The organism is Nocardia niigatensis NBRC 100131 (assembly GCF_000308655.1).
GTDB classification, from domain to species: domain Bacteria; phylum Actinomycetota; class Actinomycetes; order Mycobacteriales; family Mycobacteriaceae; genus Nocardia; species Nocardia niigatensis.
The window spans coordinates 208,744-223,889 of the sequence record NZ_BAGC01000033.1; the positions used below are offsets into that span (position 1 = coordinate 208,744).

9 protein-coding genes and 1 pseudogene are annotated in these 15,146 nt (G+C 70.3%); 6 read left to right on the forward strand and 4 right to left on the reverse strand.

Annotation, left to right across the window (positions count from 1 at the left end; all coding sequences use genetic code 11):
* Positions 1–137: 137 nt before the first annotated feature.
* The 6 genes and pseudogenes from ON33_RS09115 to ON33_RS09140 all read left to right on the forward strand — a co-directional run bounded on the left by ON33_RS09115 (position 138) and on the right by ON33_RS09140 (position 5,636).
* Positions 138–1,814 carry a fumarate hydratase gene (locus tag ON33_RS09115; RefSeq protein ID WP_051151836.1) on the forward strand — a complete coding sequence of 559 codons (1,677 nt, stop codon included), beginning with the start codon at positions 138–140 and terminating at the stop codon, positions 1,812–1,814.
* 194 nt (positions 1,815–2,008) lie between these two features.
* Positions 2,009–2,170: pseudogene (locus ON33_RS09120) on the forward strand (peptidase M15); the annotation flags it as partial.
* A 29-nt stretch (positions 2,171–2,199) separates the two neighbouring features.
* Positions 2,200–2,772, forward strand: a complete 573-nt coding sequence (locus ON33_RS09125) for a M15 family metallopeptidase (protein WP_083868767.1) — start codon at positions 2,200–2,202, stop codon at positions 2,770–2,772.
* A 404-nt stretch (positions 2,773–3,176) separates the two neighbouring features.
* Positions 3,177–3,647, forward strand: coding sequence for a cyanase (gene cynS, locus ON33_RS09130; RefSeq protein WP_040857370.1), 471 nt, complete (start codon positions 3,177–3,179; stop codon positions 3,645–3,647).
* A 108-nt stretch (positions 3,648–3,755) separates the two neighbouring features.
* The gene (locus tag ON33_RS09135; RefSeq protein WP_245550421.1) at positions 3,756–5,171 is read left to right on the forward strand and encodes a metallophosphoesterase family protein; all 1,416 of its coding nucleotides are present in this window, start codon (positions 3,756–3,758) and stop codon (positions 5,169–5,171) included.
* 195 nt (positions 5,172–5,366) lie between these two features.
* Positions 5,367–5,636, forward strand: a complete 270-nt coding sequence (locus tag ON33_RS09140) for a hypothetical protein (RefSeq protein ID WP_040857371.1) — start codon at positions 5,367–5,369, stop codon at positions 5,634–5,636.
* 359 nt (positions 5,637–5,995) lie between these two features.
* Here ON33_RS09140 and ON33_RS09145 read toward each other — a convergent pair whose 3' ends face one another.
* From ON33_RS09145 to ON33_RS09160, 4 genes are all read right to left on the reverse strand, one after another.
* Positions 5,996–7,189 (reverse strand): hypothetical protein, encoded by a 1,194-nt coding sequence (locus ON33_RS09145; RefSeq protein ID WP_040857372.1) that lies wholly within the window; start codon positions 7,187–7,189, stop codon positions 5,996–5,998.
* Positions 7,190–7,694: 505 nt separating this feature from the next.
* Complete coding sequence (locus ON33_RS09150) at positions 7,695–12,056, reverse strand: TIGR02680 family protein (RefSeq protein ID WP_040857373.1); 4,362 nt, start codon at positions 12,054–12,056, stop codon at positions 7,695–7,697.
* The gene (locus ON33_RS09155; protein ID WP_040857375.1) at positions 12,056–13,459 is read right to left on the reverse strand and encodes a TIGR02678 family protein; all 1,404 of its coding nucleotides are present in this window, start codon (positions 13,457–13,459) and stop codon (positions 12,056–12,058) included. The genes ON33_RS09150 and ON33_RS09155 overlap by 1 nt, the downstream gene beginning before the upstream one ends.
* Positions 13,459–15,033, reverse strand: coding sequence for a TIGR02677 family protein (locus ON33_RS09160; RefSeq protein WP_083868768.1), 1,575 nt, complete (start codon positions 15,031–15,033; stop codon positions 13,459–13,461). The genes ON33_RS09155 and ON33_RS09160 overlap by 1 nt, the downstream gene beginning before the upstream one ends.
* Positions 15,034–15,146: the final 113 nt, after the last annotated feature.

The following is a 15,146-nucleotide window of genomic DNA, read 5'->3' on the forward strand; positions in this document are numbered from 1 at the left end:
GCGGATTGTGGTGTCCTCGAGCACGACCCACGCTGGCGGGCCGGGCCGGGTCGGCAGCGCACCCGCCCGGGTCGGTACAGTCACTCTGCTTGAACCGTCGGCTGACCAGCCCCAGCCCTGCTCGAGGAGTGCGATTCGTGACCGCGCCTGATTTCCTGTACTCGGATCTGCTGCCCATCGGTAAGGACGAGACGCCCTACCGGCTGCTCACCACCGAGGGTGTGAGCACGTTCGAGGCGGGCGGGCGGACCTTCCTGCAGGTGGAGCCCGAGGTGCTGCGGATGCTCACCGCGGAGGCCATGCACGACATCAGCCACTACCTGCGGCCGGCGCACCTGGCGCAGCTGCGCAAGATCATCGACGATCCGGAGTCCAGCGGCAACGACCGGTTCGTGGCGCTGGATCTGCTGAAGAACGTCAATATCTCCGCGGGCGGCATCCTGCCCATGTGCCAGGACACCGGCACCGCCATCGTGATGGGCAAGAAGTCCGAGGGTGTGCTCACCGGAGTCGATGACGCGGAATGGATTTCGCGCGGTGTGTTCGACGCCTACACCAAGCTGAACCTGCGCTACTCGCAGCTCGCGCCCATCACCATGTGGGACGAGAAGAACACCGGCAACAACCTGCCCGCGCAGATCGAGTTGTACTCCAACCAGGGCGATCCCGCGCAGCCGTCCTACAAGTTCCTGTACATGGCCAAGGGCGGCGGCTCGGCCAACAAGTCGTTCCTGTACCAGGAGACCAAGGCGATCCTGAACCCGGATCGCATGCTGGAGTTCCTGGACGAGAAGATCCGCTCGCTGGGCACCGCGGCCTGCCCGCCGTACCACCTGGCGGTCGTGATCGGCGGCACCTCGGCCGAATTCGCTTTGAAGACGGCCAAGTACGCCTCGGCGCACTACCTGGACAACATGCCGACCGAGGGTTCGATGGCCGCACACGGCTTCCGCGACCTCGAGCTCGAGGAGCAGGTCTTCAAGCTGACCCAGTCCTTCGGCATCGGCGCGCAGTTCGGCGGCAAGTACTTCTGCCACGACGTGCGCGTCATCCGCCTGCCCCGCCACGGCGCGTCCTGCCCGGTCGCCATCGCGGTGTCCTGCTCGGCGGACCGCCAGGCGCTGGCCAAGATCACCCCCGAGGGCGTGTTCCTGGAGCAGCTGGAACGTGAACCGGCGCAATACCTTCCGGAGCAGACCGACGCGATTCTCGGCGGCGACGTCGTCAAGATCGACCTGAACCGGCCGATGTCGGAGATCCGCGACGAGCTCTCGAAGTACCCGGTGAAGACCCGGCTGTCGCTGACCGGCCCGCTGGTGGTGGCGCGCGACATCGCGCACGCCAAGATCAAGGAGCGCCTGGACGCGGGCGAGCCGATGCCGCAGTACATGCGCGACATGGCCGTGTACTACGCCGGTCCCGCCAAGACCCCGGACGGCTACGCCTCGGGCTCCTTCGGCCCGACCACCGCCGGTCGGATGGACTCCTACGTGGATCAGTTCCAGGCCGCGGGCGGCTCGCACGTCATGCTGGCCAAGGGCAATCGCTCCGCGCAGGTCACCAAGGCGTGCAAGGAGCACGGCGGCTTCTACCTCGGCTCGATCGGCGGTCCCGCCGCGCGACTCGCGCTGGACTGCATCAAGTCCGTGGAGGTCCTCGAATACCCTGAGCTCGGCATGGAAGCCGTGTGGAAGATCGAGGTCGAGGACTTCCCCGCCTTCATCGTCGTCGACGACAAGGGCAACGACTTCTTCGCCGAGACCTCGAAGCCGATCGCCCTGCGCGTGCGCGAGCGGTCCAAGGAACGCGTCTAGCACCAGGAGGCCGATCGATGCGGGTGGACCACCGCGACCCGGCGCGCAACACCGAAACCGTTGCGCGCCGAACGACGCGAGCCACCCGTACGACGGCTGTTCCGAGCGGGCAGCCTGCCGCCCGAACCGGTACGAGGCCCGCACATCGCAGGCCGGCGCGTTGCGGGGTGGCTCGCTCGTTCGCTGTCACCAAGGCCATCGATGTCGGTCCGTGCGAGGGCGCGGCGTGGCTGGAGGCGAACGGCAACCGCTGGGGCCTGTGCCGCACGTACGACAACGAGTGGCGGCACTTCGAATTGGCGACCCTGCCCGGTTTCGGCTGCCCCGCTCGCCTGCCCGACGCCGCCGGCCGATGACCGTCACCGTCGAGCCAGGAGACAACAGGATGCGTGCGCCCGGCCCCGCCCTACCGCCCGCCCGGCGGCGACAGCCGGGCACGCGCCGGGCGGCCGCCCTGGCCGTCCTGGCGAGCGCCGGCCTGATAGGCGGCTCGCTCACCGCGGCACACGCTGCCGCCCAACAGCTTTCGGACACCGCGCCCGCCGCCGCAGGCTTGCCCGCCGGCCGGGCCATCGCCGCGGGCACCGACGGCCTGGACCCGAACCTGTCCGCGGCCTACAACGCCGCCGCGACCGAGGCGCACAATGCCGGTGTCCCGCTGTCGATCACGTCCGGCTACCGCACGCCCGCCGAACAGGAAGCCCTCTGGGAGGACGGCCTGCAGACCTACGGCAGTCCCGAGGCCGCACGGAGATGGGTGCTGCCCCCGAACGAATCCACCCACGTCACCGGCCAGGCCATCGACGTCGGCCCCCGCGAGGGCGCCCAATGGCTGGAGGACCACGGCTCCCACTGGGGCCTGTGCCGCATGTACGACAACGAATGGTGGCACTTCGAACTGGCCACCACCCCCGACGGCCCCTGCCCGGCCCGCCTCCCCGACGCCAGCGACCGCTGACCCGCCTGCGGCCGCCACCCAGCGGTCCCCGAGCCACCCGCCGTCGGCCCGCAGGGCGGCAGCCCGTGCGGGGGAACGTGCGAGCGTATCGACAGTCGGGGAGGTGCCGGACGAAACCGGACAGTGACCGGCCATGACGCCATCGATATAGATGCGGGTAATGGATAGGATCGATGTCAAGTCTTGGACACTATAGGCAGAGCTCGGGCAGGGTAGAAGGCGCCGGGCACTCTGTCCCGGCGGATCCTCACCCTGCACGGGCGGGTGTACGACATCGGCACCGGCCGCGTCGAGGCGCTCGGTGCCGCGGGCGGGTTCAGCACTCTCGCCGCCTGATTCCCTGATCAGCGACCCTGACCTCCGATTTCGCCGCCGCGAAACGGCTTTCCGAAAGGAACACCCTCATGGTGCACGCACAGTTCGATCCAACCGCCCGCGAGGCGCTGGCCGATGTCGCCGTCGCCGCCAAGATCGCCAAGGACCTGACCTGGCAGCAGATCGCCGACGCGGCCGGGCTGTCGGTCGCCTTCACCACCGCCGCGGTGCTGGGCCAGCACCCGCTGCCGGAGCAGGCCGCGCTGGCGGTGGCCGAACTCCTGGACCTGGACGCCGACGCGGCCCGGCTGCTGCAGACCATCCCGCTGCGCGGCTCGATTCCCGGCGGCGTGCCGACCGACCCGACCATCTACCGCTTCTACGAGATGCTGCAGGTCTACGGCACCACGCTGAAGGCCCTGGTGCACGAGCAGTTCGGCGACGGCATCATCTCCGCCATCAACTTCAAGCTCGACGTCAAGAAGGTCGCCGATCCCGAGGGCGGCGAGCGCGCGGTCATCACCTTGGACGGAAAGTACCTGCCCACCAAGCCGTTCTGAGACCGGCCGCCCGTCGATGACCTGAATGTCCGGAACCGGAAGCTGATCGGTCATGTCCGGGCACCTGGCGGTTCAACTGGCAACCGTACCGTCACCGGTGGGGGGATCATGGCGGACGGAGATGTGATGCTGGAACCGCGACTTCGGACCATGTGGCTGGCCAATGCGGCGAGCGGAGCGGCGGCCGTCGCCGTCCGCACTCCGCGCCCGGCCTTCGCCGCCCAGACCCGGCGGGCCCAGCGCGAGGCCGTGGTGGCCTCCGATCTGGAAGTCGTCACGGTGACCGATCATTCGGCCGTGATCACCTGGACGACCCGGACCCGGACCCGGGCCGGGCGGCTGCGGCCCGCACCCGCCGACACCGAGCTGCGCATCGCTCCCGCCGACGGCCGCGGCGTGGCCCGCGTCCAGATCTTCGAGGGCATCCGGACGCCGTACCACTACGCCGAGATCCGGGAGCTGGAACCGGGGCGGGCCTACCGGTTCGAGGCGTACTCGGACGGCCAGCGTGCGGTGCCCGCGCGGACACTGGTGACACGCCGATCCGGAACACCCGAATCCACCGGTGTTTTCACCACTTTGACGCCACCGCCGGGACGCTTGCTGCGCACCCTCGCCCTGGCCAACGACCTCCACTACGGCGAACCGGCCAGCGGCCTGTTCGCGGGCTTCTTCGAAGGCGTGCGGCACGACTCCGACGAGTATCCGGAGTTCATGCTGCGCGCCATGCTGGAGGATCTGCGCCTGCCGGACCGCGGTGCGGACCATCTGGTGGTCGCGGGCGATCTGACCGATTCCGGCACGGCCGAACAGTCGCGCGGCGTCCGGGAAGGTCTGGACACCTGGGGCAACCTGGGCCAGGATTACTTCGTGTGCAGGGGAAATCACGATGTCCGCCCGCCGGAGGAGCCCGACCAATGGGGCGCGGTGTTCCACGAGCGGGACCGCCTCGTCGAATACTTCATGGGCGGCCTGCGCCTCATCGGGCTCGACACCACCCGCACGCGCGGCGCGGGCGGCACCCTCGACCCGGCCCAACTGGCCCACCTGCGCGAGCTGCTGCGCGGCGAACCCGACCGGCCGACACTGATTTTCGGCCACCACCCGGTGACCAGGCATGCGGCGGTGAGCAATCCGGGCGGACCCGGTTTCGTCCTGGACCGGTCCAACGCGGCCGCCCTGCACTCCCTGTACGCCACCGCGCCCGGGGTGTTCCTGCACCACAGCGGGCACACGCACCGGAATCGGCTGAGCCGCCCCGATTCCGGGATCGGCGTGGAATTCCTCGAGGTGGGCGCCGTCAAGGAGTATCCGGGCGGGTACACCCTGGTGCGGGTCTACGAGGGCGGCTACATGGCGAACTTCTACAAGACCCGATCCGAGGCGGCGCGGCGCTGGAGCACCCGCACCCGCAGCCAGTATTTGGGCATGCATCCCGATCACGCGCTGGGCAGCTGTGCCGACCGCAACCATGTCGCCCTGCGCGACTTCTCGGGCCTGTGCGGTGAGCCCTCGGCGAGTTGAGCAGCGACACACCGGTTGACGCACCGGTAGGTCCGGTCAATACGCCCACATTGTTCCTCCTGTTCGGCATACTGCCTGATGCGAGGGCGCGCCACAGCAACCCGCGCCCGATCGGTCATCGCGGTGTCCGTTCAGCGCTGGAGACGTGCCCCGGGTTCGGCATCCTGGGTTCGGCACTTCTCTAGCAACGGAGGCATGGTGGGCAGGCAGGGCAGGCAGTACCGTACGAATCACGGCACACTCCGGCACCAGTGCCCGCCCGTTCGCGTCACCCAGAGCCCCGCCCACCCTGTCCGGGATGTCGTATTCGCCACCAGCTGGCTGTTTTTCGAACTGCCCACCGCTGTCCTGCTGGCCGTCTTCGTCGGCACCGGCTGGCTCGGCTACCTCCAGCACGCCGGCACCCCCGCCCAGCCGCGCTCGGCGGTGGTGGTGCCCGCCGAGCCGACCCCGGGCGAGCACTGAGTCAGTTCCGCACGGGCAGCAGCGGATGATCGCGAAGATCCGCCGCCGCCGTAGGCGAATACGCGCCGATGGCCGAGCAGGTCGCCGAGGCGGCCACCGAGCAGCAGGCAGCCGCCGAAGCAGATGGTGTAGCCGGTGATCACCCAGTGCCGGGTGTCCCAACGCCTTCCACGACTGTCCGCACGCGCAGGAGGCATAGTGTCCCGCTTCCCGGACGGACTCCTGGACGGGCTGGAACAGGCTCTGCGCGTCCTCAGGAAACGACGCCACCCCGGTGCCGCTGGCTGCGGGTCACCGGGGTGCTGGCCGGCGGATCGGCCGAAGCTGGTGCAGCGGTGGCCGATTCGGGCGCGTAGGTGTCAGTCGTCGATCGAGCTGCCGTTGCGGGAGCGCGACGCGGCGCGAGCGCGGCGGCGGGCGGCCTGCAGTTCGGCGAGTTCCTGCTCGAGGGTCTCGGCGATCCGGAACTGGCCGGTGTCATAGACATTCAGCGGCGGGACCGGGTCGGTCAGGTCGGCGAGCGGAGAACGATCGTCCTCTTCTTCGGGCTTGCGGCTCTTGCCGGTCGCGGAGCGTCGCTCCTTGTCGGCGGGTTTCGCGGTGTCCGACTGGCTTTCGGCCCGCGCGGGTCGGGGCTCGACCACCTGGGCTTCGGCATCGACGGTGTTCTCGGGCTCAGTGGGAGCCGCGGGAAGCGCCGGGGTGGGAGTCGGCACCGCTGACGGAGAAGGGCGGCCGGGCCAGGAGACGACGGTGGGCATGGAACGGCGTAGTTGTTCGCCCGGGTCCGGCAGATCCCGGATCTGATCCGTGGCACGCACGATGGCGAGGCCGTACCGACCGGCCGCGGCATTGTGGATGAGCAACGCCACACCGATCATGACCGGTGCGATGGCGTGCACCGCGACCTCGTACCAGCTGCCGTTCTTCAGATACGGGTAGGTGTTGAGCATCACGGTCAGGCCCAGCAGCGCCATCTCGGCGACAACGACCTGGCGGCGGCTGTCGATCACACCCCATTCGGCGACCTTGTTGGTGCCGATCATGATGATCACGAGGCAGACGCTGATCATGCCTTCGAGCAGGTAGCTGAACCAGTACAGCGGATCGCTCGCACCGCCGGGGGCGATGTTGTGCTGCACGTTGACCGCGGACCAGAGCATGCCCGCCGCGACCACTCCGGCGAGCGCGCGCTGACTCCACGCCCGATGCTTGTACAGGGACGCGAGTTTGGCGTGCGGGCTCGATTCCCGCCGCTGAGCGGCGATCGCCTTGCGCGCCAGCAGCAAGTCGCGAATGTCGGCCTTCTCAATCTCTTCGGTGGTCTGCCGGGCTCGATCGGCCGCACTTGCTGCGGCTTCGGCCTGTTTCCAGCGCTGCGCACGCTCCTGCTCGCGGATACGTTCGGCTAGGTCGCGCTCGGCGACGAGCTCGGTCTCCGACAGTGCATCGGTGAGAGCGGGATCGTATTGGTATGCCAGCCTGCCCCGGGCCTTTTCGACCCGTTGCGCCAGCTGGGTGACCTCGTCCTCGCGCGGATGTTCGATCGTCAATTGGTCCCCCGTCCGAGGAGTCCCGATGGCTGACAGGTGATTCCGGTAGGCACGGAGAACATTTCTAGTCGATACACGCCCAACCGCGAAACTGTTGATTTGCCGATGGTCCAATCCTTACGGCGCGCCGCGCTGCGACACGCGGAATTGAGTGGGAGTCAGGGCAGTACGAACATGCCATCCGATCGGCTGTCCAGAGGGGTTGCCGACCGGAGTTCGCGCACCACCTTATAGGACGCGGCGGATTAAGGTCGGAAACCGTGGAACAGAGACCGGTTCGGGGCATTCGCGAGGCGCGGACCTGCGGTGTTCGCGAGCGAGCGCGGGCCGTTCCGTCACAAATGCCTTGTATCGCTTGGCGTTCGTCGAGGTCCCGGATCGGCGGTACGGCCACGGGCGCTTCGTCGTGTGACGATATGGCGTGTATGCCGCCCATCCGGATCCGCGTCGGCACGCCGCACCGGTCGCGGCTGGGCCTGTGCTCGTTGGGGATCCGGACGTGGGGTCAGCTGGTCGTCTCGAGTTCCTCGTCCAGCGGGATCGCGCCCTCCAGGCCGTGGGGGAGGCGGCGGCGGTTGGGAGAGCCGAGCGCGGCGGTGAGGTCGGTGCCGTCGTGTTCGGCGAGCAGATCGTCGGAGTCCCACACCAGCAGGGTGGCGCTGACGGTGTTCTCGGCGGCGGAGTGAGCGAGATCGTAGTGGGCGCAGGCGGGGACGTGTGGGTAGGTGATCCAGAGGTCGTATCCGGTCATGAACAGGTCGAGATCGAATTGGACGGACAGGCCGAGGAGTTCGCTGCGGCCGTTGTCGTCGACGCCGGCGAAGGCTTCGTCGAGGGCCAGCAGGCGGGGCGCCTGCGGGTCCGCGGAGTCGAGCATGACGTGGGCGGCCGCGAAGAGCGGAAGGTGCAGGGACACCGATTGTTCACCGCCGGAGAGGGCGCTGTGGCGCGCGACGGTGAGGCGGTCCTCGGTGCCGTCGGCGGTGACGATGGTGAAGGAGAAGATGCGCCAGGTGCGGTAATCGAGGGTAGCCGCGAGGATTTCGGGGAACGAGCGCTCCGGGTGCGCGGCGCGGGCGGTGCGGATCTCGGCCGCGAAGTAGGCGCGGATGGTGGAGAGGTCCTCGGGGGTGAGGTCGGCGGAGTCGCGGTCGAGGAGCTTGCAGACCGCGCGGGCCGGTTCGGCGAGATTGTCGGCCAGCACCCAGTGCACGCCGATGGTGTTGCCGGAGGACATGCGGCGCTGCTTCATCTCGGCGCCCATGCGGGAGATGAGATCCCGGGCATCGGAGGTGCGTTCGTGGATCTGCTGCGCCAAACCGGTGAGGAGCGCGTCCTCCAGGATGCGGCGTTCGGCGTCGGTGAGCAGCAGCTCCTGATCGCGGCGCGCCCCGCCGATGCGCTCGGCGAAATCGGCCAGCGTGGACAGACCGTGATCGTCGTGCACCTGCACCACCGTGAGGCCGTCGGCGGCATCCCAGTGCAGGCGGTAGTCCTGGCGGGCGGCGGTCAGCGCGGCATCGAACTCCTGCAGGGCGGTGGTGACCGCGCTGCGCGTCGATTTGCGGGCCGCCTCGCCCGCGCGCACCGAAGCGGTTGCGGCGGCGAGGTTCTCGAACAGGGTGGACACCTCGGCCGGCAGCACCGTGGGCTCCTGCTCCGGATCGCCGTTCTCGATCCGGTACAGCAGCTGCTCGGGCGTCGACCAGGCGGCGTCGCTGCTGGGCCAGCGGCTGTCGGAGGGCGCGCCCAGCAGGCTCAGCAGATCCGGGCGGGCGTAGGGGGCGAGATGGCGGACGTCGGAGAGCAATTCGGCGAGCGCGGTGCCCAGCGTGTCGTGTGCCGCGCGATGCGCGCCCTCCGCCGTGCCCACGGCCTCGATGGCCTCGGCGGCGGCCTTGCGGGCGGCCTTCTGCTCCGCGCGGGCCGCGTCGATCTTCTCGCGGGCCGCTTCCAGCTCGCGATCGATATCGGCGGCGCCCGCGCCGAGCGCCTCCCGCAGCGTCTCCAGCTTGCGCAGCTGCTCTTCGTACCCGGCCCGCGCGGCCGCCGCCTCCTCGGCGAAAGCCTCCGCGAGGTCCTTGGATTCCTCGAGGCGGTCAGCGGCCTCCCGGGCCCGCTCGTGCTCGCGCTGGTGATCGCCGCGCAGTCGCAGCAGCGCGGTGCCGCCGTTCTCGAAGTGCCGCACGGCCGCCGCGAGCGCGTCCAGCTCGGCGGGGTCGCGGGGTGCGCGGTGATCGGCCGCGATGGCGCGAACCTTCTTGTCCGCGTTGGTGTACTCGGCGACGGCCTGGTCCAGATCCCGCTCGGCCTGGCCCGCGGCCTCCGACCGTGAACGCAGCATGCCGGCCGCCTCGGCGACGCTGCGCAGAGCGGCGGTGATGGCGGTGGTTCGGGGAAGCGCCTTGGCGGCGGCCGAAATACGGCCCAGCTCCTCGGTGGCGGCCCGTTCCTCGGCTTCGGCGGTATCGGCCTCACCCAACGCCGTTTCGATGGCAGCGGCGAGTTCAGCCAGCCGCACTTCGCGACGCCGGGCGCGGGCGGTGGCGCCGATGAATTCGGCGTCCGCCTTGAAGTGCCGGCCCGCGTGCACGCCCTGCCGGAATCGGCCGTCGGTGGCGATGGTCACGCCCCCGGTGTCGGTTATTGGCTGCGCGTCGGCCCCGGAGGCCTTGTGCCCCAGCGCACTTGCATCGCCGTCCGTTATCGCGGAGCCGTTCCCGGTGACCGAATGCAGGGCGATCGAGGCCAGCACGGCGGCCACCGTCTCGCGCGGCACCGTGAGCGCCTCGGTGTCCTCCTCGACGACGAGCACCGATGCGAGCGTCGGCCCGGCCGGCCGCTCGGCGATCGGCAGCGGCACCAGGAACTGATCCGAAGCGTGTTCGGGCAGTTCGGAATCCGCGCACACCCAGGCGTCGAGCAGGTTGGCGGCCTGCAGGGCCGCCTCGATGCCGGCCGCGTCCCGGGCACCGACATCGTCGGCGAACCGGACCAGCCGCCACAGTGGAGCGCCCGCGCGTTCCGGTCGCACATCGGCACGGGCCTCGAAAGCCGGTGGCGCGTCATCGCGTTCGGCCGCTACCTGCTCCCGCTCGGCGCGCAACTCGCCCGCGCGTACGGTGGCCTGAGCCGCCCGGGTCCGGGCCTCCTGGCGCCGCGCCCGGATCTCCTCGGTCAGCGGCTCGGTGCGTTCGGCGAGCACCTCCGCCGGTGTGGCCGGTACCGAGCCGTCCTCGGACGCTTCGGCCGGCTCGGCGCCGGACTTGGCGCTCCTCCTGCCGCCGCTGTCCGGGCGCGGGGCGTGCTCGCTGCCGACCTGACCGAGCGCGCCGTCGAGCGCCTCGAACAGCCCGGTGCGAATCGGCCCGTAGACGTCGCGGTGCGTGTCCCACCAGTCACGCAGGGACACAGCGGTATTCGATCGGGCCAGGGCCACGCCGGCCTCGGCCTCGGCGAGTTCGGCGGCGGCGGCTTCGCGCAGCTCCACCGCGCGCTGCCCGGCCCGCTCGGCCCGGGTGCGCTCGTTGACGGCCTGGTCGACCAGGGTGAGGGCGCGGCGGACGGCGCGCACGTCGGCGTCGCGTTCCTCCGCGTGGGAACGGACGGTGGTGGTGAGATGGTCGGCGCGGGCCGATTCGGGGAGGGTGGTCCAGAGGATGCCGGCTTCCTCTGCCGCGGAACGCAATTCGTCCTCGCCCCGGGACAGCGCGGAGGCGGCATTGGCGACAGCTGCCTGGGCGCGTTCGGACTCCTCGAGACGCTGGTCCACGGTCTGCCGTGACTTGAGCGCCTTGTCGCTGTGCACCGCGGCGGAGGTTTCCAGGCGGCGGACGGCGTCGGCGAGATCGTCGAGCTGCTGCTTGCCCTCGTAGGCGCTGGACCGCTGCAGGGTTTCGCGGTCGGCCAGGGCCTGCTCGTAGGCACGGTCGGCGTCCTCGGCGCGGGTCTCGGCGGCCGCGCGCTCGGTGTCGCGGCGCTTGCGCAGGGCCGCGGCCGCGTGCAGGGCGGTGCTCGCGTGGGTGACCGCGTCCAGGCGGGTCCGCACCTGGTCGATGTCGGTCTTCGCCTGCACGGCAAGGTATTTGTGGTAGACCCTGACGAAATCACGGGTCGCGGAGTCGGCCTGGACCAGGCCCTCCAGGGTGCGGCCCACCTCCTCCATATCGCTGAAGGAGCGCGCGGCGTCCAGGATCAGCTGATCGTCGAGCGGGCGCAGGCCATCGGTGAGCGCCTGCGAGAGCCCGCGCGGATCCAGGTTCTTGGCCAGCTGCGGGCGGCGCAGCGTCAGAATCAGATTGATGAGCTGGTCGTAGCGCTGCTGCCCGAGCCCGAACATGCGGGCGTCGATGGCATTGCGGTACTCGACCGGCCGGTCCACGATGGCGTCGGAGCCGATCTGCTCGGCCAGCTGCTTGCGGGTCAGCGGCCGGTCGTCGGGGCCCAGCAGCGAGAAGTCCACGCCGACCCGGCCGTCGGCGACGAAATACCAGCGCGTCACCTTGTCGTTGGAGCGGGTGGCGCGCATGCCGATGCCGATGGTCACCGTCTCCGGCTCGGCCCAGCTGCCGCGCGCGAACTCCATCCACACGTACGAGTAGGCCGATTCCTGCTTGCGGTACAGCAGGTTCGACTTCATGGTGCGCTCTTCGCCCGCGAACGGATTGAGCCGGCGCGGCTCGATCCGCCCGTCCAGCACGAACGGGAACAGCACCTCGAGGGCCTTGGTCTTGCCCGAGCCGTTGGGCCCGCGCAGCACGATGCGCCCGTCCGCGAAGCAGAACTCCTGGTCGCGGTAGTCCCACAGGTTGATGATGCCCGCCCGGGTGGGGACGAAGCGCACTCCACCGTGAATGTGGTCGGCCATCAGTTCCCGGATCCCTTCTCTGTCGAGCTGTCCGCGCCGAGTTGCGTGGGGGAGATGAACAATTCGGTCTCCGCGCGGGTGCGGATGGTGACGATGGCGCCCCGGTAGCGGGCCAGCGCGGGCAGGATGAGCAGGCCGCCGTCGACCGGCTCCACCAGCCGCAGCCGTTCCAGCAGCGACACCGCCTCGGCGGTCAGGCCCGGCACATCGGCCTGCCACTGGGCGGCGAACGTATTGCCGTAACGGCCGGTGAGCATCTGCACGGTGTCGCGGATCCAGGACGACTCGAGGAACGGGAAGTCGGGGATCTCGGGCTCTTCGGGCTCGCCGTCCGAATCCTCATGGGGCCCTGAGACATCGAACGGATCGGCCAGCGGCGCGAACACGGTGCTCGACGGAATGGCGGAATCGAGTTGCTCCACCAGATCCGTGAGCGGGCGGTCCGGGCGCGGCCGGCGTTCGACCGGGTTGTCGATATCCAGCACCAGGTCCGCGATCTCACCCGCCAGCAGCAGCGCCACCTGCGCGAGCGTGCCGGTACCCGGGAACCGGATGTCCGAGAGCCGTCCCGAACTGTCGATCAGCGCAACGCCTTCCGCGCGCCGCTCCGCCCGCAGCCCGGTGAGGGATTCGACCTCGGCGACGAGTTTCTCCTGGGCCAGCAGCGAGCGCTGCGGCTCGTGGAGCTCGTCGGCGTAGACCACGGGTTGCTCGACCAGCGCCCGGCGGACCTGGCGGGCCGCCGAAGCCATTGCGGGGGAACGGGTGTCGGCTCCACCCGGCTCTTCGCCGAGGAGTCCGGTGACACTCTGGAGGTGCTGCAGGGTGCGCGGCGGACGGAACAGGGCGAAGACAACCGACCGGTCGATGTCGTACAGCGCCTCGCCGGCTTCGGGGTCGTGCGCCCAGCCTCCGGCGTCGCCGTCGGCCAGGGTGACGGCGCCGCGCGCGGCCAGCCAGCCGACCGCGTCCACGAAGGCATCGCGATCTGCCGCCCGGTCGGGCGCGAGCTCCAGCCCGTCGACCCGTTCGGTGTAGGCGGCCACCTGATCGGCCATCTCCGACAACGTGATTTGATCCCCGGCCCGGCCGAGCGCGGCCAGCGCCAGCGCGAGATACGCGTAGCGGCGGCGATCGAACACGCGGTCGCCGGTGGTCCGGGCGGGCCGCCCGGCATCGAGGTGATCCAGCACCGGGAACAGCCGGGCCGTGGTCTCGGTGACCTCGAGGCGATACCCGAACAGCTCGGCCAGATCCTCGCGCAGTTCCGTCGCCCACCGCCGGAGCAGCGGCAGCGCAATGCGATCCGGGTAGGTGCGGGTGACGAGGTGGTTGGCGAGGATCACCCGCGCGGCACGCTGGTAGCTGTCCAGTGCCAGTGAATCGATACTCCGGGCGTGCATCAGCCGACCTCCCCGCCACTGTCGCCCCGGCCGGTCCCGGCCGGTCCCGGCCGGTCGGCGGACGTGGTGGGCGCGGCCGATGAATCTCTGGACGGCACAGGGGATTTGCGGCTTCGGATGGCTGTGGTCTCGCGAACCTCGAGACGGCGGCCGTTGAGGTGCAGCACGCCCTTGGAGGTGCGGACCAGTGTCGAGCCCGGATGCTCGGAGACGGTCAGGGTCACGCCGTTGTCCGAGCCGGAGGTGCCGGGCACGCGGCCGCTGACCGGCACCCACGCCGTGGACGCGGCGTCCAGCAGCTTGAGCAGCACCTCGGTCTCGCCCTCGTCGAGCTCCCGGTGGTGGAGGTCGGCGGCGGCCAGGGACCGCGCGGCGTCGGCGCGGGCGCGTTGCGCCTCGAGCTGCACCTGCCGCAGCCGGCGGATCCCGGCGTCATTGCGCTGCAGTCGCGCGGGCGCGCCCGGCGTCGGCGGCCGGCCGGTCTCGGCGAGGGTGCGGGCGATCTCCAATGGCGGTGCGTCCCACCAGGATCGGATGGCCGGAATCACATCGGCGTCCGGATGTTGCATGGCCAGGTGGCGCGGGCGGCCCAGACCGAACACCGCGTCGTAGAGGGCGTGGGCCGCGTCGGCGGTCGGCGCGGCGGTGAACCAGCCGGCCAGGTGTCGCAGCGCGGATTCCCGGCTGACTCCGCCCTTGCGGGTCTCGGTCACGCGCCGCAGCAGCGACAGCACGGCGGCGATGGCGCTCATGGTGGCCTCGCGCAGTCGCTCGCACTCGGTGAGCCCGCCCTCGTCGTCACTGATGAACCAGCCCCGCAGGCCGTGCCAGCGTGCCCGCCAATCCGCTTGGCGCTCCGCGGTATTCAGCAGCACCCGCTCGTCGCAGTGGGCCGCGCGCCCGATGAGGTCCTCGACCCCGGTGTGCTCGACCTCGCGGATTGCGGCGGCCAGCCGCGGCGCGAAACGCGCCAGGTCCATGGAGAATTCGCGCATGTGCGCCAGTAGCGCGTCCTTGTGCGCGAGGAACGCCTCGGGCGTGGCCTCGGTGGTGCGCACCAGATCGCCGAGCGTGAGATAGAAGTGCGCCGCCCGCTCGGCCAGATCCGAGAGTGCCCGGTCCAGCCGGTTCAGCACCCGGTAGACGCGCGGCGCGTCGGCGCTCTTGTTCGCCTCGGCGAGGGTGTGCAGATCGGCGAGCAACTCGGGCAGCACGAGCCGCGAGAGCGCGGCCTCGTCGAGCCGGGCCTCCAGCACATCCGAAACCGCCCGATAGGCCTGGTAACCCGCCTGGGAGAACTGATAGACGAAATGCCGGTTCCGGTACTCGGCGAGGGTGGCCGCCCGGGTCCCGTCGTAACTGCGTTCCAGCACGCCCCACTGATGCAACTGCTCCAGCAGCGGGCCCACCTCGGTGGCGGTCAACGCGGGCGCGCCCGGGCAACGATTGAGCGTGTCGGCGACGTCGGAGGCGTGCAACAGCACCACGTAGGCGGCGCGGGCGGTGTCGAAGGCCCGCAACACCCACAGGTAATCGGCCCGTTTCTCGGCGGTGGCGAAGGAGAACAGGCGCAGCCGGTCGGCGTGCGGAATCTCCTCGGACCCGACCCCCCTCGGGTCGGGCAGCAATCCGTCAGCGGACTCGGTCACCGGGAGAAGGTTAGTACTCCCGCCCGACCGGTTCGGAA

Bases quoted from the DNA above. Each gene is read 5' to 3' on its own strand.
- ON33_RS09125 (WP_083868767.1), top strand. From the start codon at position 2,200: ATGCGTGCGCCCGGCCCCGCCCTACCGCCCGCCCGGCGGCGACAGCCG.
- cynS (WP_040857370.1), top strand. From the start codon at position 3,177: ATGGTGCACGCACAGTTCGATCCAACCGCCCGCGAGGCGCTGGCCGAT.
- ON33_RS09135 (WP_245550421.1), top strand. From the start codon at position 3,756: ATGGCGGACGGAGATGTGATGCTGGAACCGCGACTTCGGACCATGTGG.
- ON33_RS09140 (WP_040857371.1), top strand. From the start codon at position 5,367: ATGGTGGGCAGGCAGGGCAGGCAGTACCGTACGAATCACGGCACACTC.
- ON33_RS09150 (WP_040857373.1), bottom strand. From the start codon at position 12,056: ATGGCCGACCACATTCACGGTGGAGTGCGCTTCGTCCCCACCCGGGCG.
- ON33_RS09155 (WP_040857375.1), bottom strand. From the start codon at position 13,459: ATGCACGCCCGGAGTATCGATTCACTGGCACTGGACAGCTACCAGCGT.